We start from the raw sequence: 25,101 nt of genomic DNA, 5'->3' as shown, positions 1-25,101 counted from the left end.
TCGCTTCCCGATTTTCGCGGGCGGTGGGTGTGTAAATCCGCGCTTCTGCTATAGGCTAGGCAAAGGGCCGCTGGTCGCTGGCAGGGGGAGGTCTGGCGGATGGCATTGCAGGGACGCCGCAAGACCAGCGCACGGGCGGCGATGCTCCGCTCCGCCACTCTTGCGCTTGCCGTTCCCGCGGCGTCCGTTGCCGCCCAGGCGCCGCCGCCCGTTCCGCCGCAGGCCGCCCCGCCGACACGCGAGGAGGTGACCCGGCCGGACGCCGACCTGCGCCGTGATCGCGCCATCCGGTTGGAAGTCGATGCCGAGCTCGAACGCAGCCCTTGCGCGCTCGATACGCCGGAGTTCAAGCACGTCCGTCTAACCCTGCGCGGCGTCGAATTTGACGGCCTGCAGGGCTTGTCCGGCGCGGCCATGGCGGACAGATATGTCGGTTTGACCGGCACTGAACAGCCGATCTCGATCGTCTGCGAAATCCGCGACCGGGCGGCGGCCAAGCTGCGGGCCGCGGGCTACATTGCTGCCGTGCAGGTGCCGGAACAGAAGATCACCGACGGCACAGTGCGGTTTCAGGTGGTGATGGCGCGGCTGGCGCAAGTGCGAGTCCGCGGCAACGCCAATGGCGCGGAACGGATCATCGCGGCCTATCTCAACAAGCTCAGCAAGCGCCCGGTGTTCAACCGCTTCGAGGCCGAGCGCTATTTGCTGCTGGCCAGCGACCTTCCGGGCTATACGGTCCGTCTTACGCTGCGCCCTGCGGGCACCAAGCCGGGCGAGGTGTTGGGCGACGTCACCGTCCAGCGTACGCCAATCTATTCGGACATCAACATCCAGAACGGCGGGTCGAAGATCCTTGGCCGCTGGGGCGGGTTCGCGCGGGCGCAGGCATTCGGCATCACGGGGCTGGCGGATCGCACGACCATCGGGGTCTTTTCGACGGCCGACTTCAGCGAGCAGACGACCATGCAGGTCGGCCACGACTTCGCGCTGGGCGATCGCGGGATGCGCGCCGGGGGAATGTTCACCTACGCCCGGGCGCGGCCGTCCATCGAAGGGCCGGACGACCTGACGGCACGAACACTGCTGAGCACGCTGCAGGTCGACTACCCGATCGTCCGCAAGCTCGACCGCACGATCCGCGGGTCGGTCGGCATCGACATCGCTGACCAGGACGTCGATTTCGTGGGCGAGCGGATCGCGCGCGACCGGTTGCGCACAGCCTTTCTGCGCCTCGGCATCGAAGCGCGCGGGACGGATTTTTCCGCCGACCGCAACCCGTCCGAACCACCGTGGCGGGTCTACGCTCAGGCAGACCTGCGCAAGGGTGTGGACATGCTCGGCGCGACCGAGCCCTGTCCGGCGGCCGGATGCACCAGCGGTACGCCGCAAAGCCGGCTTAACGGGCTGTCGACGGCGACGGTGGTCCGCACGTTGTTGCAGGGGGAATACCGGCCCCTGCCGAAGCTGACGTTCGCGATCGCGGCGCAAGCGCAGTATAGCTGGAAGCCCCTGCTGAGTTTCGACCAGTTCGCCGCGGGCAATTACAGCGTCGGACGCGGCTACGACCCCGGCTCGTTGCTGGGGGATCGCGGGTTCGGTGCCCGCTCGGAAATCCGTTACGGCAGCACGGTGCCCGCGGATGCGAAAGACGCGGCGATCGAAGGGTATGTCTTTTACGACTGGGTCACGGTCGACAGCGTCGGGCCGCCGCTGATCGCGGGGCGCGATCATCTGGCGTCGGCGGGCATAGGCGCGCGCGGGACCTACGATCGCTTCGTGCTGGACGCGGTACTGGCGGTTCCGCTGACCCGGATCGGCTTCGACGAGAAGCGGCCCGATCCGCGGCTTCTCATTTCGGTGACCACGCGCTTGTGGCCATGGACGTACGAATGACCGGCGGAGGAGGGTGATGAGGATGGTGAAACCAGCCGTTGCCGCCGTCGCGCTGGCGTCGTTCGCCTGGGCAATCGGAGTATGGGCCGCGCCGATCAGTGTCCGCGACAGCTTCCGCATCGGCTCAGCGGGATCCAGCTATTGTTCGGCCCAGCCGGTGGCCACCGACCCCGCGCTCGTCGGCATGTTCGACGCCGGCTACGCCATCACCTGCCGCGACGCCGCGCTTCCGGTCGGCAAGCTGTACCTTCTGCGCAGCGAAGGCGCATCCGCGCGGCTCGCGGGACTGCGCACCCGGACCGCCACGTGCAAGCCCGCCGGACGCGGCGCTATCGAGCAGCTGGGCGAGGTCTCGATCAGCAATTGCACGCTCAACGACGTTCCGGTGACCTATCGCACCTATGAATTTCGCCGCGGAAACACGCTCTACATCGCCGAAGGATTGGCGGGGTATGACAGCGCGCTGCGGCTGGGCCTGCGCAGTCTCGTCGCCGACGCCGCGGTGGACGGCGAAGTGTCGATCGCGATGACCGGCGCCGGCGATCCCGCGGCCTTTGCGCGGGTGCAGGCCGGCACGCTCGACCCGACCCGGGCGCTTTCCGAGGCCTATCGGCGCAACAATGTCGGCAGCTACGCCGATGCGGCGGAATTCTTCGCCGCGGTCGGCAGCGCGGAGACGGCGCCGATCAGCCGGGCGGAAGCGCTCATCAACGAAGCGTTGCAGAAGTCCAACCTCGGCCGCTTCCAGGAAGCGGACGCGTTGTTTGCGCGGGCGGACGAACAAGTGTTCGGCGACCCGATCGACGGCCGCCGCCTGCGTAACTATCGCGCCATGCACCTGCTCAACCAGTCCCAGCCCGACGCGGCCCTGGTCGAGCTCGCCAAGCCGATGCCTGCCTTCGCGGCCCGGTCGGCCGAACAGGACGAGACGCGTCCGTCGATCGACAGCGTCACGTCGCAGCGGCTGAATTCCGAAGCCGGAGTCGGTCAGCAGCTGGGCGGAGCGTCCGACGACCTGACGCCGGAAGAGAAAGGCGAAATCCTCGACGGCCAGGCCCTGCAGTTGCGCGGCACGTCGCTACGGCTGCAGGGAAATTTCGGCGGGGCCCGCGACGCGCTTGGCGAAGCCGACACAAAGCTTGCCGCGGTGCGCGGCGGGCGCGTGGCATCGATTGCCTGGATGCGCTCGCAGATCGTCGGCGACCTGGGCGCGCTGGCCGAACAGACGGGCAATATCGCCGAAGCCGACCGCCAGTTCCGCCAGGCGGTGATCATCCTCGAAACCAACTATCCGGGGTCGGCGGCGCTGCTCAACGCCCGGGCCCGCTTTGCCGGGCATCTCGCCAGGTCCGGCAACGTCACAGAGGCCGAAACGGTATTCCGCGAGATCGTGAAGTCGCATGGCGATGCCAGCACCTTGCCGCCGTCGTTTGCGCGCGTGTTGCGGCCCTATGTCGACATTCTGCTGAAGGACGGGGCGACGCCGGCCGAAGGCGCGGAGATTTTCGCGGCGACGCAATTGATGATGCGCCCGGGCCTCGCGCAGACACAGGCGATCCTGGCGCGCGAACTCAACGGCGGGACTGGCGAGGCGTCGCGCCTGTTCCGCCAGGCGGTATCGCTGACCCGCCAGGTCGAACGGACGCGTATCTCGCTGACCCGGATGGAGGCGCTGGCCACGCCGACGGCGACGGAAGCGGCGCGAACGGCCGCGCTTCGCGTCGATCTCGACACCGCGCGCAAGGCAGCGCTGGCGACCCAATCATCGCTAGCCGACTATCCGCGATACCGCGCCGTGACGAGCGACATCATCACGCTCGACGAACTGCAAAAGGCTCTTCGCCCGGGCGAAGCCTACTACCGGATGACTGTGGTCGACGAAGGCATTTACGCCTTCCTCGCCACGCCCACGTCGGCTGGTGTCGTCAAGCTGCCGGTCACCGCGGGCGAGCTTGAGGCGCAGGTGAAGACGCTCCGCGAAAGCATCGTGACGGTGGAGCGGGGGCAGCAGGTGACCTACGCCTACGACATCCCCATGGCGCACAAATTATACGGGGACCTGTTCGCGCCCTTCGCGGCCGAAATCGCCCGCACGAAGCATCTCATCTTCGAACCCGACGGCGCCATGCTGCGGATGCCCGCGAACGCTTTGATTACCGATCGGTCGTCGGTCGACCGTTATGCTGCGCGCGTCGCTGCCAACCCCGACAGCGATTTCGATTTCACCGGCCTCGCCTGGCTTGGCCGCGACCGCGACGTCAGCACGGCCGTTTCGCCGCGTTCGTTCGTCAGTCTTCGCAATGCGCCTCCATCGGCGGGTGACAAGGCGTATCTTGGCCTTGGTCACAACAGCGTGCCGGCGGGACGAGCCGCAGGCCCCCAGGATGCGATTGACGTGAACTGCATGCTTCCGCTGGCCTCATGGCAACGGCCGATCAGCGCGCGGGAGTTGAAGATCGCCGGCGATATTCTGGCGCGGGAAGGGAGCCGGGGCGTTGACGTTGTTACCGGCGACGCCTTTACCGACACGGCGATCGAGGCGCGCGACGATCTCAAGGACTATCGCATCATACATTTCGCGACGCACGGGGTGGTCACGGCGCCGCGGCCGCAATGTCCGACCCAGCCGGCGCTGCTGACCAGTTTCGGGCCGAAGGGATCGGACGGACTGCTCACGTTTCGTGAGATTTTCGACCTCGATCTGGACGCCGATGTCGTCATCCTGTCCGCCTGCGACACGGCCGGCACGGCAACCGCGGTGGCGACGCAAAGCGCGGGTCTGGCGACCGGAGGCGACGTGGCTCTCGACGGGCTTGTCCGCGCCTTCGTTGGCGCGGGCGGGCGGCTGGTCGTCGCCAGCCACTGGCCGGTCCCGGACGATTTCAGCGCGACGGAAAGGCTGGTCGCCGGATTGTTCGCCGCGTCGCCGGGGACGCCGACGGTGACCGCCATGCGCCTGTCACAGGCTAAGCTGATGGACGACGCCGATACGTCGCACCCGTTCTACTGGGCGGCGTTCGCGATCGTCGGGGACGGGGAAGCGCCCCTGGTCAGGAGCAAGGCGCGCTAGTTGGCGCTCGGTGCCTGATCGCCGCAGCGGCAAGTCGTCACTCGAGCCCGGCGCTTCGGCGCGGTGGTATCCGCATCGCTCTCCGTGGCCTTGCCCATGTCGACTTTCGCATCCTGCGACGCCAGTTGCACCGCCGGCTTCTGCGTCGCTTGCTCGGTCCGAGGGGAGGGCGCGTTGGCGGGCTCTGCAGCATGCGCTGCGAGCGGAAGGCCGATCATGGCCGCTACACCAAGGATCATTCGTACGCGCATCGTCGGGCTCCAACCCATGGGACGGAGAAAGGATGCGCCGGAATGGTTAGCAGGCGGTTAAAAGGAAGGAATGGTGGACGCACTAGGGCTCGAACCTAGGACCCGCTGATTAAGAGTTCGCGTTTATATCAACAAAAACAGTTACTTAGCTGCATCCGAGCGCTGAAAACGCTCCAACACACCACTTGGTCACACATTGAGCAACAGCACAAATTCGAGCACACATTTTTGGTTGAAACGTTGACGACTTGCGATGGCATCAATCGCCCAATTTTGCTGCCTCTCGTCGACCGAAACTCGTTGCGCGACGAAATTGTGCAAAATCGTGGCGCCACATGGTGCGAAAGAGCAGCCAGAAGCCGGTGGCCGCGAGCCACGCCATGGCGAAGCCGACCATGATGATTAGCGGATGGTTGAAACTGGTCCTCTGCGCATAGTCCATGTTGTGGAGCATCCAGAAGAAGTCCCAGAGGCGCCAGCTTTCGTTGCGGCGTTCGAGCAGCTCGCCAGTCGTTCCCGAGACATAATAGCTGCTGTTTTTCTGGTCGGCGAAGTCGACCCGCCAGATGGGCAGTTCATGCTCGCGGACCGCGAGCGTCAATTTGGACAACGGCATCACTCGCAAGGGCGTCGATCCCTCGGGATGCATGGCCTTGGCAATCGCCGCGGCGGATGAGCGGTCAATACTGACCGGTTCGCCGCTTCCAGCATCGAAAAGCTTGATCCCGCGATCTGTCGTCGCCTGAATGAGTTGGCGATCGGGCAGAGCTCGAATAGCGACAGCGGTGATCGGCTCGTCGCCCAACTGACGTTGGACCTGCGCCCAACCAGAAGCGCCCGGAATCGGGGGCGGTTGGGCGGGCTCAGCCATGTCACCGCCCGCGACCTCGTCCATGCTGATCAGAGCCATGGCCGCGCCGCTGATCGCCCAGATTAGAAATTGGAGGCCGATCACCAGACCAACCCACTTATGAATTTTGCGAAGCCAGATCGACTTGATGATCATCGGGGCGCGGCCTTCTTTTTCTTCTTGGGGAAGGCGTAGAGCAGGAGCCAGGCGCCGGAGAGGGCCATCAGCACCGCACCCCAGGTGAATATACGCAGGAGCGTGTTGTTGACGTTCTCGCGCTCGTCATAGTCCATGATGTGCAGCATCCAGAGGAAGTCGAAGATGCGCCAGAGCTCGTGCCGCCTGGACAGCAATTCGCCGGACACGGGCGAAAGGTAAAAGGTTGGCTTGTTCCAGTGGTTGAACTCGACACGCCACAGGGGCGGCGTGCGACCGCGAATCTCGCCGGGGATATCGGTGATCAGGTCGGCCGAGGCGATCGGATCGCGGCCGGTGTAGTTTGAGGTGGCCAGTTTGCGGATCGCCGCCTCATCCGGCGGTGGGATTCTAGCGCCGTTTCTAGCATCAAGGGCGATCTCTCCAGATTCGCCCCTGGCGATATAGATCGGCTTTCCTTCAAGCCACCCGAGCCGGATCGATTGCGCATCATTGGCGGCGGCCAGGACGACGGGATCGGCCAGTGAGGACGCGGTTACCGAATGCTGGCGCCCGGCTCGCACGAGGTGATCGCCGTGGATGGTGTCGATGTGCACGACCGTCATGTAGAGGCCGCTGAGCGACCAGATTACCACCTGGAGCCCGATGAACAGGCCCAGCCATTTGTGCGTCTTGCGGGCGATCACATGGGTTCGCATTGGCTGGTGAAGGTTCCTGCTCGTTGGATGGAGACGGCCCCGGCGGCGTGCGCGCCGGGGCCGTCAACGGCCTATGCCGATCGAAGCCTATGACCCCGTCGACTTCAAGTTACCGATGCTAGCAATGTCCAGCGGCTCGATGCTCAGGCAAACACGTAGGAGTCGGAGCCTTGGGCTCGGCAGGCTTCGGCTTGACCGGAGCGGCCTTCGCCGGTGCAGGCTTTGCTGCAGGAGCCTTTTCCTTGGCGGCCGGCGCTACTGCCGGCGCGGTCGGCTCGCTTGCCAACTGCTGGCCTGACAGCATGCCTTCGATATGGTCGATCTCCTTTTGTTGCTCGGCCTTGGTTTTCTCGATTTGCGCTCGAACGGCGCCCCTAGCGCCATTAGCCAAAGCGATGTCGGACATGGCGATCGCGCCCTTGTGATGTTCCAGCATCTTTCGAATCCACGTGTCGGAAATATCCGCACCTGACGCCGCCATCATAGCACTGTGCATCGCCATCGCTGCCGGCTTGTAGGGCGCGGCGCTCGCGGCGTCCGGGTTTCCGGTGGCGACCAATTTCTCCAGCGCGGTAACCTCCGCACCCTGCTTGTCGATCGTCTGCTGCGCCATGTCGGCGACATGACCAGTGACGTTCTGTGCGAGGAGGATGCGCGACATGTCGATCGCGCCCTTGTGATGCTCGATCATCTTGCGCACCCAACTGTCCGCCGCATTGACTCCGACCGCCGCGGTCATCGCCTGGTCCATCTTCATTTCCGAATCGGCGAAGGGGCCGCTGTCCGCCATGGCGTTCATGTCATGGCCGGCCGCGACATTGTTCGCGGGCTCGTCGCGGCTTCCGCACGCCGACAGCATCAGAACAAGGGCGCTTGCGGCGCCGGCAAACATCATTCTCTTCATCTTTCTCTCCATGGTATTGGTTGTCGCTCATTCGCCGGATCAGGTCCGGCTGAAGAATGGCGTGCGGTCGAGCGTAAAACGCCTTCCCCACATGGTGGTTCAAGTGTCGCCGACCGCATCATTCGATCATGCAGATCTTCTGAGATCGGCTCAGCCGCGGAAGACGGACACACGCCCGCCACCATCGAAGGCCATTACCTGGAACTTCTGCCTGGTCCCGTCCGGCGATTCCATTCCGGGCGAACCGATCGGCATCCCGGGCACTGCAATACCCTTGATCTGGGCCGGCCGTGCCTTAAGAAGCCTTCTCACATCGACGAGCGGGACGTGACCCTCGACGGCGTAGTTCCCGACGACGCTCGTATGGCAGGACAGCAATCGGTCGGGCACGCCATAGCGGCGCTTGATCGCCGGCATGTCCGGGTGATCGACGACCCGCACCTCATAGCCTGCCTGCCGGGCGATGCCGGCCCATGCCTCACAGCAGCCGCAGCTCGGATCGCGATAGATGGTCATCGCCTGGGGCGGGGTGCGCCGGGGCGATCCACAGGCCGCGGCCGCGAGGCTGCCGGCGGCAGCGCCAACGAAGGCGCGACGGGAAAGGGTCAAGGTCACTCGCTGCTTCCTTTCGTTTCGCGGGCTAGAGCCGCTTGAGGAGGGTCTTCATTTGGGCGATTTCGCGTTCCTGCGAGGCAACGATGCCGGTTGGCGCAAAGCAGAGCTGACGGATTTCGGGGTCGCGCAATGAAGCCTGGTTGCACATCAGGATCGCTCCCGAATGATGCGGGATCATTGACCGGACGAACTGTTTGTCGCCGACCAGGGCCTGCGTCCGGACCGCCGCGAAGGCGAGAATGAAGATCAGGGCCAAAGCAGCATAGAGGATGAGGTTGAGCCTCTTATCGGCGTACATCGACCCCATCATCAGCAGCATCAACGCGCCCATCGGCATCGCCATGGTCAGGGCCATATAAAAGAAGTTGATGTTCTGGACGAACTCGCCGGAACCGCGGATCATCTCGAACATCACGACATACATGATGACCGTGCTGATCAGCATGTTGAGCCCGAACATGAGATAGTGCCGGTGCATCATCTGGCGGCTCATTCCGCCATGTTCATTGTGTCCCTGTTCCATTGCTGTCCTCCTCAGAACATCAAATGCTCGATCCCGTGCGTCACTCCGGCGCCGAGGAAGCCCTGAACTGCAATCGCGACCGTCATGACCGTCAGCGCGAGGATCATGCCGCCGCCGCGGTCTTCCCAGGGCCGCCGCCAGGCCCAGACGCCGAGCCCGGCTCCGGCAAGTCCGATCGCGACCCCGAGCCAGCGGTGGTAGGTTAGGATTGCCTCGGGATCGGCGCCGAGACCCGCGAACCATCCGGCGATGGCGGCGATCGGGGCGAAGATTCCGCCTGCAACCACGAGGAACTGCACCGGGGCGCTGAACGCCGGCTGCCGGCGCCCGACGACCGCGGTGAACAAGGCCGCCGGGAAGAAGGCGATCGGGAAATGGACGATCATCGGATGAAGCCGCCCGAACCAATCGAGCAGGCGTTCGGCAAAGGACATGCTGGACCGGTCCATGCCCATGTCCATGCCGTCCATCATTTCGCCCGCCTGGCCGTGACCGGCTCCGGTATGCTCCGCCGCGGGAACTTGCCCGCCGGCGGATGCCGGCTGCTGGCGTTGGACCTGCTGCGCCTGCTCGGGCTTCTTCTTATGCTTTTCATGCGCGGTGGCCGGTTCCGCCAGCGCCAGCGCCAGTGAGAGGAAGGCGAAGGCCGACAGGAGGCGCACTATCCAGTTGCGGCGCTCGGCGCTATTTGCGTGCCGGGCGCTCATGACGGTTTCGGCCGGCGCGCGCTATTGTGCATCATGACGATCCTCCATCGACCCTTCTCCTTCCTGAGAACGCTCGTGGCAACGCCGAGCCGCTCGGCGACCTCGCCCTTGATGGTCTCAATCCGGTAGCCGTAAGTCTCGGTTGCAACCGCCGCCCCGCCGACGAAGCGGACGTCGACCTTGTAATTCGAGAATTTGAACGACCGGAATTCCTTGAGCTCCGGCCCGAGATGATGGCGTAGATAATTGGCGTAATTGCCCTCGGCGCCGCCCGTCTCGAAGATCATCGAGTCCGGAGTGAACAGACGCTCCGTGCCGCGCCCGTCGAGCCGCTCGATCGCAGCCTTATAGTCGCCCAGCACCTTGATGACTGCCGCCGTGTCGGCGTTCCGCGCCGGCGCTGCCAAAGCGGTCGCAGGGAGCAGCGCGAGGCTGGCTGCGGCGATCGTGATTGGCCATTTCATCGAGATTCTCCTCTTCTCGTCAGAACCATGTCCGCACACCGGCAAGAAAGCTCCAGCCGCCCGCATCCTCGCCCGCGTCCCGCAGATAGTCGCGGGTTCGGCCGAAGGCGCGGCGGTACTGGATCCCGAGATACGGGGCGAACTCGCGGCGGATGTCGTAGCGCAGCCGAACGCCGATCTCGGCGTCGGACAGGCCCGAGCCGACGCCGATCTGCCGGCTGCTTTGAGCGGCAAAATTGAGCTCGGCGCGTGGCTGGAGGACCAGGCGCTGGGTAATGCGCTGGTCATAATAGCCTTCGAGACGGGCCATCACCTCGCCCTTGTTCGACAGGAACAGGGCGCCTTCGACATCAAAGAAGCTCGGTGCGAGGCCTTCGAACCCGATCGTTGCATAGACTCGCGACGGGTTGGGCTTGAAGTCGTAGCGAAGGCCGCCCTGGATGTTGAAATATGGGTCGACCGCGTGGCTGTAGAGCACCTGCACTTCGGCCTTCTCGAGGCCTTCGCCGAACGCGCCTTCGCCTTCGCTCTTCAGCCACAGGCGGTTGATGTCGCCGCCATACCAGCCTTCGGCGTCCCATTCGAAGCCGTCGCGGCCCTTCCGGATTTGAGCCTCGGCGACGTTGGCCATCACTTGGAAGAGCTTTTGCCCGCCGTGAAACTCATTGAGATGGTGCCGGCCCATTTCCATCGCCGGACTGCCGTAGACCGCATCGGCTGCATTGGCGGTTGGAACCGGCGGCGGCGGGGCATTGCCGGCGGGAAGGTCGGTGCCCTCGGCGCCAGCTACCGCACCCGCCGGTGCGAGTGTGCAATGCCCCATCGCCGCATGTTCGGGCAGGCAGGCCGGCTGCGCTGGGTCGGCGAGCTTGGGCTGCGCCGGCGCTGGGGCTGGAGCCAAAGTACAATGGCCCATCGCCGCATGTTCGGGTAGGCAGATGGGTTGCGCCGGGGTGGCGGGCTTGGGCTGCGCCGGCCCAGGGGCTGGAGCCAAAGTACAATGGCCCATCGCCGCATGTTCGGGCAGGCAGACGGGCTGCGCCGGAGCGGTGGGCTTGGGTTGTTCCGGCTTTTGCGCTGGAGCCAGGGTGCAGTGCCCCATTGCGGCATGCTCGGGGAGGCAGACGGGCTGCGCCGGAGCGGCAGGTTTGGGCTGCGCCGCATGCCCCTGGTGCTGCGCCACTGCCGGGGTGGCCGGGATGGCTGCGGCAGCCGCAGCGAGCAGCGCCAGCTTGAGAGGCGGGGTCATTGTGCGTCTCCAGTCATTGGGCGGACCGTGACGACGCGCATCATGCCGGCGGTCATGTGATAGAGATTGTGGCAGTGGAATGCCCAGTCGCCGGAGGCGTCAGCGGTGACGTCGAAGGTCATCTTGCCGCCGGGCGGGACGTTGACGGTATGCTTTCGTGGGCCATTGGCGCCGTGCCCCGTGACCAGCTCGAAAAAATGGCCGTGGAGGTGGATCGGGTGCGGCATCATCGTGTCGTTGACCAGGGTCACGCGCACTCGCTCGTTGAGCCGGAACGGAATCGGCTCGGCGGGTTCGCTCATCTTCACGCCGTCGAACGACCACATGTAGCGTTCCATGTTGCCGGTCAGGTGAATCTCCATCTGCCGGGTCGGCGCGCGGACGTCCGGATTGCGGTTGAGGGCGACGAGGTCGCGGTACAGCAGGACCCGATGGCCGAGGCCCTCGAGGCCGACGGGAGGCTCGCCGGTGCGGTCGGTTGGCATCGGCGAGATCGACTGGACGCCGGGATTCTTGTCGACCTGGGGCGCCTTGCTGAAATCGCGCATGTTGTGAGCCATGCCGCCGGCGCCATGGTCCATTCCGGCCATCGAGCCGCCTGGAGCGGCGGTGCCGGCCGGGGCGCCATGACCCATGGCCGCATGATCGACGGGAGTCGGGGCAGGTGCCGCGCCGTGACCCATCGCGCTATGATCCGTTCCGGCCATCCCGGCGGCGATGGTACCGGCAACGCCGGTCGTTGCCGGGCCGGTCCAGCCGGTCAGCTTCCACAGGTTGCGCGACGCATTCTGCTCGGCCGACGGATCGACGCCCCGGACCGCCGCCGGATTGGGCGAGTTGGGCATGTCCATGCCGGCCATGCCGCCATGGTCCATGCCTCCCATGTCCATCCCCATATCCTTCATGGTCAGGACCGGCCGGGGCCGGAGCGGCGGGACGGGAGCGGACATGCCCTCGCGCGGCGCCAGCGTGGCCCGGCCAAGGCCGGAGCGGTCGATCGCCTCGCTGACGAAGGAATAGGCCCGGTCCTCGGGGGTGACAACGACGTCATAGGTCTCGGCAACGCCGATCTGGAACTCGTCGACAGTGACCGGCCGGACATTCTGCCCGTCGGCCTGGACGACGGTCATTGCGAGGCCTGGAATGCGGACGTTAAAATTGGTCTGGGCAGCGGCGTTGATGATCCTCAGGCGGACGCGCTCGCCGGCTCGAAACAGGCCGGTCCAATTGTCGAACGGACCAAAGCCGTTGACCGTGAAATCATAAGTCGAGCCGGTGACGTCGGAAATGTCCGCCGGGTCCATCCGCATCTTGGCCCAGTCGCGTCGTTCGCTTGCCGTGAGGTCGCGGCCGGCAAGCTGGCCCGACAGGGTCAGGCGCTGCATGTTGAAATAGCCGCCGCCCATCTGTTTCAGTTTCTTGTAGATCGTAGCGCCGGTCATCGGGCTGTGGTCGGACAGGACCAGCACATGCTCGCGGTCGTAAGCGACCGGGTCGGCGCCGGCCGGATCGATCACGATCGGGCCGTAGAGTCCGTCTTCTTCCTGGTAGGCTGAGTGGCTGTGATACCAGTACGTGCCCGACTGGATGACCTCGAACTCATACTCGAAGGTCGACCGGGGCATGATCCCGGGAAAGCTGATGCCCGGCACGCCGTCCATGGCGAACGGCACCAGCAAGCCGTGCCAGTGAATCGAGCTTTCCTCGTCGAGCGTATTCTGGACGCGGAGCCGGACCTTCTGGCCTTCCTTGAGCCGGACCAAAGGTGCGGGCACGGTGCCATTGACCCCGACCGCGCGGCTGACCTTGCCGTCGACCCGGACCGCCACCTTGCCGATGGTGAGGGCGATGTCGGTGCCGCTGACCGTCGGCAGGGGACGGACGAGGCCCGCGGAAACGGGCTGGGCCCAGGCGGGCATGATCCCGGCGAGGCCGGCGCCGGCGCCGCCAAGCGCAGCCGCGCGAAGGAAGGTGCGCCGCTGGAGCGCAAGCGAATTGGACATGGATGTTCCTTGGATAGCCACCACAAGCGAACGTCGGGCCGGCGGCCCCGAGCGGGAGCCGCCGGCCTTCAGTCAGGCTAATTAATGGTTCGAATGAGAGGCGGGCTGCGCCATCGTCGACATGTCATGGCCGGCGTGGGGGTCCGCCCCGGCCTTCATGTCGTGCTTGCCATGGTCCATCTTGGCCATGTCCTTGCAGCAGCATTCCTTGCCTTCGGCCTTCATCTTCTTGCAGCAGTCCATTTTTGGCGCTGGAGCAGGGGCCGCCTGGGCATGTGCCACAGCCGGGAGGGCGATCGAAAGAGCGATCGCGGTCAGGATCTTGTTCATGTCATACCTTTCGTGAAATCGGTTGTGGTCGATGTTCACGAAAGCCGTGGAGGCGGTGTTGGAAGCTCGGCGAGGAAGCCGTGATGGAACTGGCTCGGGGCCGGACGATCGACCTGGCCGTGGAAGCTGTGCGGCTCGAGCGAGGCCATGGCAGTTGTAGCCACTCCGGTGCACATTGCCGCGCAGCAGTTCTTCTCAACCGACTTGCCGTCCTTGCTCTTGCCCGATTGCTCACCGCAATGGCCCTTGTCGGTCATCTGCGCATGATGGTCCGCAGGAGCCATCGCCATCGCCGCGCCGCTTCGCATGGCGAGCGGCGCGAACAGCATCGCAAAAGCGATCAGGATCGCAAAAAGCCGCGAGATTCTCACAGGCGGCATATGGACCGCTTTGCCTGGCCTTTCAACCGGACTTGCCCCCGGGCGGCGATCGTAGCGGCCAATCACTGGCCGGACTCAAGGTCGTCCAGGATCGGGCAATCCGGCCGGTCGTCGCCATGGCAGCTGCCGGCGAGGGCTTCGAGCGACCGGCGCATCGCATGAATTGCGCGCTCCTTGCGTTTCAGTTCCTCGGCCCGTGCGGTAGCGAGCGCTTTGACATCCGCGCTTGCCCGGCTCCGGTCTTGCCAAAGCGCCAGCAGCTTGCCGATCTCCTCGATCGGGAAGCCGAGATCGCGGGCGCGGCCGATGAAGCGCAGGGTGTGGACATCCTTGTCGCCATAATCGCGATAGCCCGAGCCGCGGCGCGCCGGCGCCGGGATCAGGCCGATTTTCTCATAGTGGCGGATCATCCGCTGGCTGACGCCCGACTGGGCCGAAGCCTGGCCGATGTTCACAACCGCACCGTTCGGAGCCGAAGCGAATTGCCGATCACGGTGACCGAGCTCAATGCCATCGCCGCTCCGGCGATGATGGGCGAGAGCAGGATCCCGAACCAAGGGTAGAGCACGCCAGCCGCAATCGGGACGCCGGCGGCGTTGAAGACGAAGGCGAAAAACAGATTCTGGCGAATGTTGCGCATCACCGCCCGGCTGAGGCGGCGGGCGCGGACGATCCCGCCGAGGTCGCCCTTGACCAGGGTAACGGCGGCGCTTTCCATCGCCACGTCCGTCCCGGTCCCCATCGCAATTCCAACGTCGGCGGCGGCAAGCGCCGGCGCGTCATTGATCCCGTCGCCGGCCATCGCCACGCGGCGGCCCTCGCTCCTGAGCGCCTGGACCTTCGCCTGCTTCTGGTCGGGCAGGACCTCGGCCATCACTTCGTCGATCCCCACGGCCCGAGCGACGGTTTCTGCGGTGCGCCTATTGTCGCCAGTCAGCATGACGATCCGGATCCCGTCGCGATGGAGTTCGGCGATAGCCTGGGCGGCGCTGTCCTTCACCGGGTCGGCGACGATGACGAGGCCGGCGAGCGCGCCGTCGATGGCGACGAACATCACGCCCTGTCCCTGTCCGCGATGCTCGTCCGCCTGGCGGTCGAGAATGGCGGCGTCGATGCCCCGCTCGGCCATCATTGCGGCGTTGCCTAGCGCTGCCTGACGGCCCTCGACGATCCCGCTGACGCCCCGGCCGGTGTGGGATTCGAAATCCTGGCTTGCCGGCAATTCGAGGCCGCGGCCTTCCGCCCCCTCGACGATCGCCTCGGCAAGCGGATGCTCGCTTCCGCGCTCGAGTGCGGCGGCCAGCCGAAGGACGTCATCCTCGGCAAAACCCTCGGCCGGCTTGACCGCGAGCAGCCGGGGTTTCCCGACCGTGAGCGTGCCGGTTTTGTCGACCACCAGGGTGTCGATCTTTTCCATCAGCTCGAGCGCCTCGGCGTTCTTGATGAGGACTCCGGCCATCGCTCCGCGTCCGGTGCCAACCATGATCGACATGGGGGTCGCAAGGCCGAGCGCGCAGGGGCAGGCGATGATCAGGACCGCGATGGCATTGATCAGCGCGTGCGCCAGGGGCGGCGACGGACCGAACAGGTTCCAGACGATGAAGGCTGCAACCGACACCAGCACGACCGAGGGCACGAACCAAGCGGACACTTTGTCGGCCAGTGCCTGGATCGGCGCCCGCGAGCGCTGGGCTGCGGCGACCATGCGCACGATCTGGGAGAGCATCGTGTCCCGGCCGACCCTTGTCGCCCGGATGAGCAGGCTGCCGGTGCCGTTGACGGTTGCGCCCGTTACGTGTTCGTCCGGCACCTTTTCGACCGGCACCGGTTCGCCGCTGATCATCGATTCATCGACTGAACTCCGGCCCTCGACGACCACGCCGTCAACCGGCAATTTCTCGCCCGGACGGACCCGCAGCAGATCGCCGACGTGGACTTGCTCAAGCGGAATATCCTCTTCCTTGCCGTCCTTGACCCGTCGCGCGGTTTTCGGGGCGAGCCCGAGAAGCGCGCGGATGGCCTTGCCGGTGGCCGAGCGGGCGCGGAGTTCGAGCACCTGCCCGAGCAGGACCAGGGTCGTGATGACTGCGGCTGCTTCGAAATAGACCGGGACCAGCCCGCCCATCGTCCGAAGCGACGTGGGGAAGGCTTGCGGGGCGAGGGTCGCGACGAGGCTGTAGCCGTACGCGACTCCGACACCGAGGCCGATCAGCGTGAACATGTTAAGATTGCGGGTCTTGAGACTTGCCCAGAAGCGCTCGAAAAACGGCCACCCGCCCCACAGAACGACCGGCGTCGCAAGCGCCAGCTGGACCCACAGCGCTTGCCGCATCGGCAATAGCTTGACCCCGAGGATTTCGGTCGCGACCACGAGCACGACCAATGGCAGGCTGATCGCGGCGCTCACCCAGAAGCGGCGGTTCATATCGATCAGTTCGGGATTGGCTTCTTCCTCGAGGCTTGGCTCGAGCGGCTCCAGCCCCATTCCGCAGATCGGGCAGGTGCCCGGTCCGTCGCGGCGTATCTCGGGATGCATCGGGCAAGTCCAGATCGTTCCGGCTGCGGCGTCGGGCAGGATCCCGATCGCAGGATGCGTAACTGCGGGATCATGTCCGGGGGGGGGGAGATAGCGATCGGGGTCGGCGGCGAAGCGCTCGCGGCAACGTGCGCTGCAAAAATAGTATGTCGTTTCGCCAAGCTCGTAACGATGCTCGGCGGTCCGGGTGTCGACCTTCATGCCGCAGACGGGGTCGAGGACGATTGTCCCATGATCGTCGGCCGTCTCGCATTGGTGCGCGTGATCGTGGGCTTGGTGCTGGCACTCGGCCATGGCCGATATCCTTCCTTGGGAGACTCGTGTGCTTGGCTTATAGAGTCTGACATCATGTCAGGGTCAAGCACAGCGGGAGTCGGGCCGGCGAGGCAGGTGCTTCCGCCGCCACTGATCGCAACTTGCGGCATCGTTGCATCCGTTACGTCTCAATTGTAGGTTCTTGATGCGCTGCAAGGGCGCCGAGGCGTGAGAACCTCGCTTGTGGAAGGAAGCCGGCTTGCTCGGGCCGGGTGGCCGTTCGCGGATGTCCAGACTGCCTTGGCGGTTAAAGGCGACGGCGCATGTCCAAGCATGTTCTCAACACCCGGCTTCATCCGGCGCCGGGAGGGAGGTTCGCATGCCTGGCAGAAAACTTGGACAGCTGTCGCCTGCTGTTTGCAGCGCTACGCCAGGGCGTAGGCGATGACGTCATCATTGCCCGAGACGGTCGTGCTGGAAGGCGATCCGCTTCCGCCCGGGGACCTTGTCGGCGATGCCGATTGGCACTCCGGGATCGATCAACTCTATCGCGACCGAGCGCCATCGTTGATCCAGCACTTTTCAGTTCATACGCGTGACCGCGAAAGCGCGCGCGACCTCGTGCATGAGGCCTTCGCAAAGCTCGCCGGCTTGAGCTTAGCACGACGCCTCGCGGTCGTTCGCCCCGAATCCTACCTGTTCAAGATCTGTCTCAATGTGCTTCGGGACCGCGGGCGATCCGACGCTGCTCGCCAGAGCATTGAGGCCGGAGCCATCGATACATCGATTGCGGACAATCCAATCGTTCAGCTCGAATCCCGCGACACGCTTCGCCGACTGGAGAAGGCTATGCTACGCCTTAAGCCGAAGACTCGGGCCATCTTTCTCGCGCGGCGTCTCGACGGCTTGAGCTACGCCGAGATCGCCGAGCGAACGGGACTGAGCATTTGGGGAGTTGAAAAGCAGATGGCCAAGGCGATCGCGATGATCGACCGGATGATGGATCGCGATTGAGCGTGGCAGGCAACGGCGGACGCGCGCGCATTCGCGAGGAGGCGGCAGCCTGGGTCGCGTGCGTCGATCGCGGGCCGACCGAAGACGAACGTAAGGCGTTCAGCGCGTGGCTGGACAGCGACCCAGCGCATCGGCCTGCCTATGACCAAGCCATCGCGCGCTACGAACGATCGGGCCTGCTTCGCCAAAGTTCGCTGCGGGAGGGCGTCTCACTAGAAAGTGAATTTCCCCGGCCGCGCCAGCGTGTCGCACGTTATGCGATGGCGGCTGGCATTGCCGGCCTGTTGGTGCTCGGCACCTTTCAGGTGACGGGAGGTCTGCTCGGTCCTCCAATCCAAGCCGTGCTCTTGAGCAGCGGGCCGATTCCTCGGGATTTCCTGCTTGACGACGGAAGCTCGCTGACCCTTGCACCCGCAAGCGAAATGCAGGTCGACCTTGGTCGTAAGGAACGGCGCGCCGAGCTTCGTCGCGGCCATGCGCGTCTCGCCGTCTCTGCCGAAGAACGGGCGTTCGTTTTGGTCGCTGGAAGCCGCCGGGTCGAAGTCAGCAATGGTGACTATGAACTGGACCTTAGAACCGGCGAGGGTTCGATCGAGCCGGTTCAAGCCGTCGCCGGCATCTCGTCCGCCCCGGTTCCCGGGGATCCTGACGCGAGCGCTGTGAGCCCCAAACAGGCAACCACTGCCAGACGCCTCGAATTCTCGTCGGCCTCGCTTCGCGATGTTGTGGAAATCGCCAATCGCGATTCCGGCGGTCCGTCAATCGTCGTCGATCCCCGGATCGCCGACCTTCGGGTTACCGGCCTGTTCAGGGCTGGCGACAGCGCGGCGTTGGCGCGCTCCTTGGCCGCCACGCTCAACCTACAACTGGTGGTAGGTCAGGGCGGCGCGCTGACCTTGGAGCCCCGCGCAAAATAAAAGTACGGGTTTGCGGGCGAGGTCCGTCTTCCCTCGACCGTCGCATCTTTGCGGCGGATCGAGAGGGGGGGAAACAATGCGCTATCCGAGCTGGTCCACTTCGCTGACGTCGCTGGCGTTGGCGCTCGCCGCCGCACCGGCTGCGGCTGCGGCGCAACCGGGCAATTATGCTTTGCCATCAATGTCGCTGGGCGCTGCGCTCCGCGAGGTCGCCCGGCAGAATGGAATCGACCTGCTGGTTGACGACCGGCTTGTTGCCGGACGCCGGGCACCGCCCTTGTCAGGCGCTTATTCCGTCGAAAGCGCAATTGCGGCGCTGCTCCAGGGATCTGGCCTCACCAGCCGGCAGGTTGACGGCACCTGGGTGATCAGCGCGTCGGAGCAACCAGAGGGCCCCGGCGACGCCGGGGCCCTGGCCGACAATGAGGACGTGATCGTCGTCACCGGGACCAACGTCCGCGGCGCGCAGCCGACGTCGCCGGTCATCACCATCTCCCGCGCCGACATCGACCGCGCCCAGCCGGGTTCGGCGGAGGAGCTGATGCGCAAGCTCCCGCAGAATGTCGCAAGCGGGGTGGCGCAGGAGAATTTCGGAACGACGGGAGCGGGCGCGGACATCACCGACCATGGTGCCGGCGTCAATCTGCGCGGTCTCGGCCAGCGGGCGACGCTAACCCTGCTCAACGGCCGCCGCCTTGCGCCGAGCGGCTCGGGCTCGTTCGTCGATATCTCCCTTATTCCGATCACCGCCGTTCAACGGGTCGAGATCGTGACCGACGGCGCGTCGGCGATTTACGGTTCGGACGCGGTCGGCGGCGTGGTCAATTTCATCCTTCGCCGCGATTTTGACGGTCTCGAGACAGTTGCGCAGGCGGGTACCACCACGCAGGGCGGCGGCGACCAGCTGTTGCTCGGGGCGACAGGGGGCCGTCGCTGGACCGGCGGGCACGGTCTGTTGTCCTACGAATATCGGCGCGACCGTCTCGTTCGGGCGGACCAGCGCGACTTTACGCTCAACCTGCCGGATGAATGGTCGCTGTTCCCCGATGAGCGCCGCCACAGCTTGTTCGGTGCAGTCGGGCAGGAGATCTCGCCAACGCTCAGCATCGACGCTAACTTCCTCTACACCGACCGGCGAACCGCGCGATCCTTCTTCATTGCCGGACCGGTGGTGCCTGTGGATGCGCGGGCCCGAGCCCGAACCATCGGCGGGACGGCGGCGCTGCGTTGGACGCCGATTGGCGATTGGACCGTTGAGGCCAGCGCCGGGTGGTATCGGGCACGCACCGACGAGCAGCAGAACCAGCCGCAGGGCCAGGGCTTGTTCAACCGCTTCGACACCGAAAACCGCATCCTCGAACTCGGCCTTAAGGCGGATGGCACGATCGTTGATCTCCCGGGCGGACCGCTCAAGCTTGCGCTGGGCGCGGCGCATCGGCGCGAAGCCTATGCCAGCGAATTCGAGACCCAGGTCAATCCGGTCAACCCACAGTCGGGCAAGCGACGCGTTTCGTCATTGTACGGGGAAATCTACACCCCGCTGGTCGGCGAGGCCAACCGCCTGCCATTGGTCGAAAAGCTGATCGTCACGGCTGCCGCCCGGCTCGAACATTATTCGAACCTGAAAACCAGCGTCGATCCCAAGCTCGGGCTGCTGTGGTCGCCCGGTCATGGCCTCGACCTTCGTGCGAGCTATTCGACGTCGTTCCGGGCCCCGCTGCTGTCCGAGCAGCTCGGCTTTTACAACGCCTTCCTGTTTCCTTCGTCGCTCCTCTACATCGATCCCAGCGAGGCCATTCCGGGAGTCGGGGCGGCGCTGGTCGGCGCCAATCCCGACGTCGGTCCGGAGAAGTCACGAAGCTGGACCGCCGGGTTCGACTGGAAGCCGCCGAGCGTTCCGGGTCTCAGCCTCACGGCAAGCTATTATGCCATCCGCTTTACCAACCGGATCGCGCTTCCGACCGAACAGATCGTCATCGTCGGCGATCCGGCGCTGGCGCCGGCGGTCACGCTCAATCCCGACGTCGGTTATGTCACCGCCATTCTCGATGGCGCCGGCAACGTGCTCGATTTCAGCGGGCCAGGCTTCACCAATGGCAATGCCACCCCGGCGGATGTCGTCGTCATTGTCGATGCGCGCGTATCGAATACGGCCGAAACCCGGACCAACGGCCTCGACCTTGGCCTGCGCTACGATTGGACCCTCGGTCGCCACCAATTGCGGTTCGACCTCAATGCCAACAAGGTGTTCCGTTTCGACGACCGGCTGACCACCACCAGTCCGGCCATCAAAACCGTCAACACGCCGTTTCATCCGATCGACCTTCGCTTCCGCGCCGGATTGGGTTGGTCGCTTGGGCCCTGGGCGGCGAATGCCGCGCTCAATTACACCGACGGCTATCGCGACAATCGCGCCGGGCGCGATGACAAGGTGGACAGTTTCACGACCGTCGATGCCGGACTGGTTTATGACTTCGGAACCGGCCGAACCGCACCCCTCGATCGGCTGCGGATCGCGTTCAACGTCCAGAATTTGTTCGACCAGGATCCCCCGTCGCTGGGCCTCGAGCCGGGCCAGACACGCGGCATCGGCTTCGACCCGGTCAACGCCACGGGCCGGGGACGCTTCGTCAGTCTTCAATTACGCAAGAGCTGGTGATGTTCTGGGCAGGTGCCATGCTGGCCGCCGCCTCGTCGGCCAGCATGGCGAGCGTCGCCGCACCAGCCGACTGGAACCGCGCCATCGTCGAAGTGGCGGATGTGGATTCGCTTAGCCTGTCGCCCGATGGGCGAGCGTTGCTGTTCCGGACCAGCCGGGCGTCGATCGAGCAGAACCGGGTGCTTCTCGAATGGCACCTGCTCGATACGGGAAGCGGAGAAACGCGAACAATCGGTTCGGGCGGCGATGCCATCTTCGACGATCCCGGCCTCCTGCGTGCCGAGGCTCCGCTGTGGCTCGCCGACGGCAGCGGGGCGGCTCTGCGCCAGCGGTCCGATGGGGCCACCGGAATCTGGCTGTATCGCCGGGCGAGCAACGGCCTGGCTCCGGCAATTGTCGGAGCGGCCGATGTCGAGAATTTGAGGCTCGCGCCGGACGGCGTGAGCCTGCTCTATGAGGTCGGGCCCTCGCGTGCCGACATCCGGGCGGCCGAGGAAGCCGAGCGGGACCAAGGTATCCGCGTCACGCAAAAGGTCGATCTTGCCCAGAATCTCTTCCGCGGTGGCTCGGTCGAGGGTCGAATGGCGAGCCAGCGCCTCAGCGGCTATTGGTATATGCGCTCGGGCTTGCTGGTGTCAGCGCCGCGCCAGACGCGACGCTGGGATAGCGCCACCGGAAAAGATTCTGCCGAAGGATTGCCGCGCGACCCGGCGCCCTTCACGCCGCCATCGCTGACCGCCGTCGCGTCGCTTGCCTCGCCGGGCAAGGGAATTGCTGACGCTCAGTGGGATGGGTTCTCAGGGAAACTTGGATGGCAGCCGGCACACGGCCGCTCCATCCGGTGCGCCGCAGAGCTGTGCCGAACGAGGCGAGTCTCGTCGCTGGCCTGGATCGTCGAAGGGCGCGAGATCCTGGCCACGTTTACCGACCGCCATCATCGCCAGACCCTCGCCCGCTGGAATGTCCGGCAAAACCAGCTCCGCATCCTTGCCGCGAGCGACGGACTCCTCAGCGGAAGCCGCAAGGGGTCGCTGGCCTGCCAGGTAAACCGACGTGCGGCTTATTGCGTTCGCGCTGGCGCGGCGAATCCGCCCGAACTCGTCCGGGTCGATCTTGGAGATGGCCGGGTCAGCACAATGTTCGACCCCAATGCCACGCTTCGGCAACGCTATCGCCCGCAGGTCGAGCCGGTCGCCCTGACCCTTGCGGATGGCCGGTCCATCGCCGGCGTCCTTCTCGGCCCGACCGGCGAACCGGGCCAACCGGCGCCGCTGTTCGTCAATTACTATCGCTGCGAAGGATTCCTGCGGGGCGGGGAGGGAGACGAATGGCCGATCGCCGCACTGATCGACGCCGGATTCCTGGTTGCCTGCCTCAACAGCGCCCCGTTCAAGGGCAAGCAGGATGCGCTCGCCACTTATGAAGATGGTGTCTCCGTCGTGCGGACGTTGATCGACCGCCTGGCGGCCGCAGGGCGCATAGACCGCAAGCGCGTGGCGATGGGAGGGTTCAGCTTTGGAAGCGAGGTCGCGATGCGCACGGCGACCAATTCCGACCTGCTGGCGGCACTATCGATTGCCTCGGGCCAGACGGAACCGGCGGATTATTGGTATGGCGCGATCCTGGGCGACGCCCACGACAAGGTGACGCGGGACGTCTGGGGCCTCGGCCGGCCCGAGGAGACGCCCGAGCGTTGGCGTGAGGTTTCGCCGGCGTTGAACGTAGCCGCGATCCGGGTGCCGGTCCTGTTCCAGCTGCCCGAGCAGGAAGCGCGGCGCATGCCCGAGCTGTTCGTGCGGCTTCGCGCGTCGGGCACGCCAGTCGATTTCTACGCGTTCCCGGACGAAGCGCATATCAAGGTCGAGCCGCGCCATCGCTCCGCCGTGTTCGACCGGAATTTCGACTGGTTCGCTTACTGGTTGCTGGACAGGCGCGATCCTGATCCGGCCAAACAGGATCGATATCAGGCATGGGATGAAATGCGCGTCCGTCGGTCAACTCGCGCCGAGGCTGCACCAGGCGGATAGCCAGCTTTCCAGCGTCGCGATTTCGCTCAGGCGCAAGGCCCGGTCGTCGGACAGCACTTCATCGTCCCTCAAAGCCGCTTCGATCGCGGCACGGTCGACAAGCTGCCGGCGGGCAAGTTCGCCATCGAGAAGCAATGGCCGCATGTCCGGCCTCAGCTTCAGGAAGCGGCGATGAAAATAGCCCTGCAAGCTGCCCTTGGTGCGACGCTCGGTGATCGACCGAGGAAGGGACTCCCAGAAGGCGCGCCGCGCAACGGCGCGGTCGCATCCATCGGCGTTCCACATCCAGCTGGGGATCGACAGGCAAAGTTCGATCAGCGGTTGGTTCATCAGCGGATGGCGGTGGTCGCCGCCGATCGCGTGGCGATCGAGAAAGTGCTGGATATGGACCAGCGACGTGAGATGCTCGAGCTTGCCTCGCGGCAGGCGCGCTGCACCGGCCAGCCAGGGATGGCGCTCGGCGGGCCGCAAGCGCGCCGCGGACCCGAGGAAGTGCGGGTTGTCCGGCCAGCCCGAAGGCCGACGAAGCAACTGGCGAAGCGTAACCTCAGCCACCCGCCACATGCTGGCCGACGAGCGTTCCGAAACCGAGCGCATGGTGGCCCACGCTTCGCCGGCGCGAAACGCATCGAGGATCGGCGCGGCGGTTCGCGAGAATCCGAACAGGCTGTCGCCACCGCCGCCATCGACGACAATGCCGGCGCCGATCGCCTGGCGATAGTCCTCGACCGTCCGGTCGATCGCGTCGAGAAGCAGGTTGATCCCCGGGCGAAAGCCGGGCGGCGCCGGGGCCGACGGGCAGACGTCGCTTTCGTGCACGATTTCGAGCGGGATACCGAGATGCCCGGCCACGGCCTCAGCGTACTGACGTTCGTCGCCATCGGGAGAGGAGGTGGCGAAGGTCATGGCCTTGAGGTTCCGGCCCCTCGCCGCGAGGCAGGCGGCGAGGATCGAGGAATCGAGGCCGCCCGATATCTGAATGAGGGTGAGGGCGTCGCCAGACGCGCGAGGAACCGAACTGAGCGCGGTTTGTCTGAGCATGCGCGCGGCGTCGTCCGGCTCATCCATCGCGGCCCTTGCAAACGACAGTGGCCGCCAAAGCTGCGTCTCGCTGGATTGCGAACAGGCCAGGGGCCGGCTTGCACCCGGCGTCAGTTCCGTGACGCCATCGAGACCGGTGCCGGCGACCCGCAGGAACGGGAATTGGAGCCATTGGACGACAAAGGCCCAGTCGATTTGCGGGCGTTCGATGAGGTTGAGAGCTCGGCCGATGGTCGCGTCGGACAGGATGACTTCACGATCCGGGCCGGCAACATAGCAGGGGATCGCGCCCGACGGATCGCGCAGGACCTTGAGATCGCCGCTCTTTGTTTCGTGCACGAGGACATAGCTGCCCCAATGGGTCCGCAGCAGCTCTTCCTCATCATTGGCGATGGCGCGGTCGAGCGCCGCGCCGTCGCTGATCTCGCGATTGGTGTCGCGTTCGAACAGCCGGCCGACCAGCAAGGCCGCACGGCCTGCCAGCCACGGCAGGTCTGGCGACGTCACCAGTGTCAGCTGCGACAGCCGGCCATTGGCCTCCCCCATGGCCCGAGTGACG

Annotated in this window: 20 protein-coding genes; 6 read left to right on the top strand and 14 right to left on the bottom strand. The window is 65.4% G+C overall.

Annotated features, from left to right (window positions below; genetic code table 11):
- The first annotated feature begins 99 nt into the window (after positions 1-99).
- A complete protein-coding gene (locus tag H8M03_RS03185) occupies positions 100-1,893 on the top strand; it encodes a ShlB/FhaC/HecB family hemolysin secretion/activation protein (protein ID WP_187480317.1) in 1,794 nt (597 codons plus the stop codon).
- 22 nt (positions 1,894-1,915) lie between these two features.
- Complete coding sequence (locus H8M03_RS03180; protein ID WP_246449034.1) at positions 1,916-4,963, top strand: CHAT domain-containing protein; 3,048 nt, start codon at positions 1,916-1,918, stop codon at positions 4,961-4,963.
- A 510-nt stretch (positions 4,964-5,473) separates the two neighbouring features.
- Here the strand turns inward: H8M03_RS03180 and H8M03_RS03175 are convergent.
- The 13 genes from H8M03_RS03175 to H8M03_RS03115 all read right to left on the bottom strand — a co-directional run bounded on the left by H8M03_RS03175 (position 5,474) and on the right by H8M03_RS03115 (position 16,923).
- The gene (locus H8M03_RS03175) at positions 5,474-6,220 is read right to left on the bottom strand and encodes a PepSY domain-containing protein (protein ID WP_187480315.1); all 747 of its coding nucleotides are present in this window, start codon (positions 6,218-6,220) and stop codon (positions 5,474-5,476) included.
- Complete coding sequence (locus H8M03_RS03170; protein ID WP_246449032.1) at positions 6,217-6,906, bottom strand: PepSY domain-containing protein; 690 nt, start codon at positions 6,904-6,906, stop codon at positions 6,217-6,219. The genes H8M03_RS03175 and H8M03_RS03170 overlap by 4 nt, the downstream gene beginning before the upstream one ends.
- 130 nt (positions 6,907-7,036) lie before the next feature.
- Complete coding sequence (locus H8M03_RS03165; RefSeq protein ID WP_246449030.1) at positions 7,037-7,822, bottom strand: DUF305 domain-containing protein; 786 nt, start codon at positions 7,820-7,822, stop codon at positions 7,037-7,039.
- A gap of 150 nt (positions 7,823-7,972) precedes the next feature.
- On the bottom strand, positions 7,973-8,437 hold the full coding sequence (locus tag H8M03_RS03160; RefSeq protein ID WP_246449027.1) for a DUF411 domain-containing protein: 465 nt from the start codon (positions 8,435-8,437) through the stop codon (positions 7,973-7,975).
- Between the two features lie 25 nt (positions 8,438-8,462).
- Entirely contained in the window at positions 8,463-8,960 is a 498-nt protein-coding gene (locus tag H8M03_RS03155) for a DUF305 domain-containing protein (protein WP_343070905.1), read from the bottom strand.
- Positions 8,961-8,971: 11 nt separating this feature from the next.
- On the bottom strand, positions 8,972-9,667 hold the full coding sequence (locus H8M03_RS03150; RefSeq protein ID WP_187480313.1) for a DUF2231 domain-containing protein: 696 nt from the start codon (positions 9,665-9,667) through the stop codon (positions 8,972-8,974).
- Complete coding sequence (locus tag H8M03_RS03145) at positions 9,664-10,131, bottom strand: YybH family protein (protein ID WP_187480312.1); 468 nt, start codon at positions 10,129-10,131, stop codon at positions 9,664-9,666. Before H8M03_RS03145 ends, H8M03_RS03150 begins: the two co-directional genes overlap by 4 nt.
- Before the next feature lie 19 nt (positions 10,132-10,150).
- Positions 10,151-11,380, bottom strand: a complete 1,230-nt coding sequence (locus H8M03_RS03140) for a copper resistance protein B (RefSeq protein ID WP_187480311.1) — start codon at positions 11,378-11,380, stop codon at positions 10,151-10,153.
- Positions 11,377-13,383, bottom strand: coding sequence for a copper resistance system multicopper oxidase (locus H8M03_RS03135; protein WP_187480310.1), 2,007 nt, complete (start codon positions 13,381-13,383; stop codon positions 11,377-11,379). The genes H8M03_RS03140 and H8M03_RS03135 overlap by 4 nt, the downstream gene beginning before the upstream one ends.
- A gap of 81 nt (positions 13,384-13,464) precedes the next feature.
- On the bottom strand, positions 13,465-13,713 hold the full coding sequence (locus H8M03_RS03130; protein ID WP_187480309.1) for a hypothetical protein: 249 nt from the start codon (positions 13,711-13,713) through the stop codon (positions 13,465-13,467).
- Positions 13,714-13,748: 35 nt separating this feature from the next.
- Positions 13,749-14,159: a hypothetical protein gene (locus H8M03_RS03125; protein ID WP_187480308.1), complete on the bottom strand. Its 411-nt coding sequence runs from the start codon at positions 14,157-14,159 to the stop codon at positions 13,749-13,751.
- Entirely contained in the window at positions 14,156-14,548 is a 393-nt protein-coding gene (cueR, locus tag H8M03_RS03120; protein ID WP_187480307.1) for a Cu(I)-responsive transcriptional regulator, read from the bottom strand. Before cueR ends, H8M03_RS03125 begins: the two co-directional genes overlap by 4 nt.
- Positions 14,545-16,923, bottom strand: a complete 2,379-nt coding sequence (locus H8M03_RS03115; protein WP_187480306.1) for a heavy metal translocating P-type ATPase — start codon at positions 16,921-16,923, stop codon at positions 14,545-14,547. Before H8M03_RS03115 ends, cueR begins: the two co-directional genes overlap by 4 nt.
- A 417-nt stretch (positions 16,924-17,340) precedes the next feature.
- Between H8M03_RS03115 and H8M03_RS03110 the strand changes: the two genes are divergently transcribed.
- From H8M03_RS03110 to H8M03_RS03095, 4 genes are all read left to right on the top strand, one after another.
- The gene (locus H8M03_RS03110; protein WP_187480305.1) at positions 17,341-17,898 is read left to right on the top strand and encodes an RNA polymerase sigma factor; all 558 of its coding nucleotides are present in this window, start codon (positions 17,341-17,343) and stop codon (positions 17,896-17,898) included.
- Between the two features lie 2 nt (positions 17,899-17,900).
- The gene (locus tag H8M03_RS03105; protein ID WP_246449159.1) at positions 17,901-18,815 is read left to right on the top strand and encodes a FecR/PupR family sigma factor regulator; all 915 of its coding nucleotides are present in this window, start codon (positions 17,901-17,903) and stop codon (positions 18,813-18,815) included.
- Between the two features lie 76 nt (positions 18,816-18,891).
- On the top strand, positions 18,892-21,474 hold the full coding sequence (locus tag H8M03_RS03100) for a TonB-dependent receptor (RefSeq protein ID WP_187480303.1): 2,583 nt from the start codon (positions 18,892-18,894) through the stop codon (positions 21,472-21,474).
- A complete protein-coding gene (locus H8M03_RS03095) occupies positions 21,474-23,501 on the top strand; it encodes an Atxe2 family lasso peptide isopeptidase (RefSeq protein ID WP_187480302.1) in 2,028 nt (675 codons plus the stop codon). Before H8M03_RS03100 ends, H8M03_RS03095 begins: the two co-directional genes overlap by 1 nt.
- Here H8M03_RS03095 and H8M03_RS03090 read toward each other — a convergent pair.
- On the bottom strand, positions 23,469-25,088 hold the full coding sequence (locus H8M03_RS03090; protein ID WP_187480301.1) for an asparagine synthase-related protein: 1,620 nt from the start codon (positions 25,086-25,088) through the stop codon (positions 23,469-23,471). The two genes, H8M03_RS03095 and H8M03_RS03090, sit on opposite strands and share 33 nt — an antisense overlap.
- Positions 25,089-25,101 lie beyond the last annotated feature (13 nt).

The sequence above is a fragment of the Sphingomonas sabuli genome, assembly GCF_014352855.1.
Lineage (GTDB): Bacteria > Pseudomonadota > Alphaproteobacteria > Sphingomonadales > Sphingomonadaceae > Sphingomicrobium > Sphingomicrobium sabuli.
This window is presented reverse-complemented; position numbering and strand designations above follow the sequence as displayed.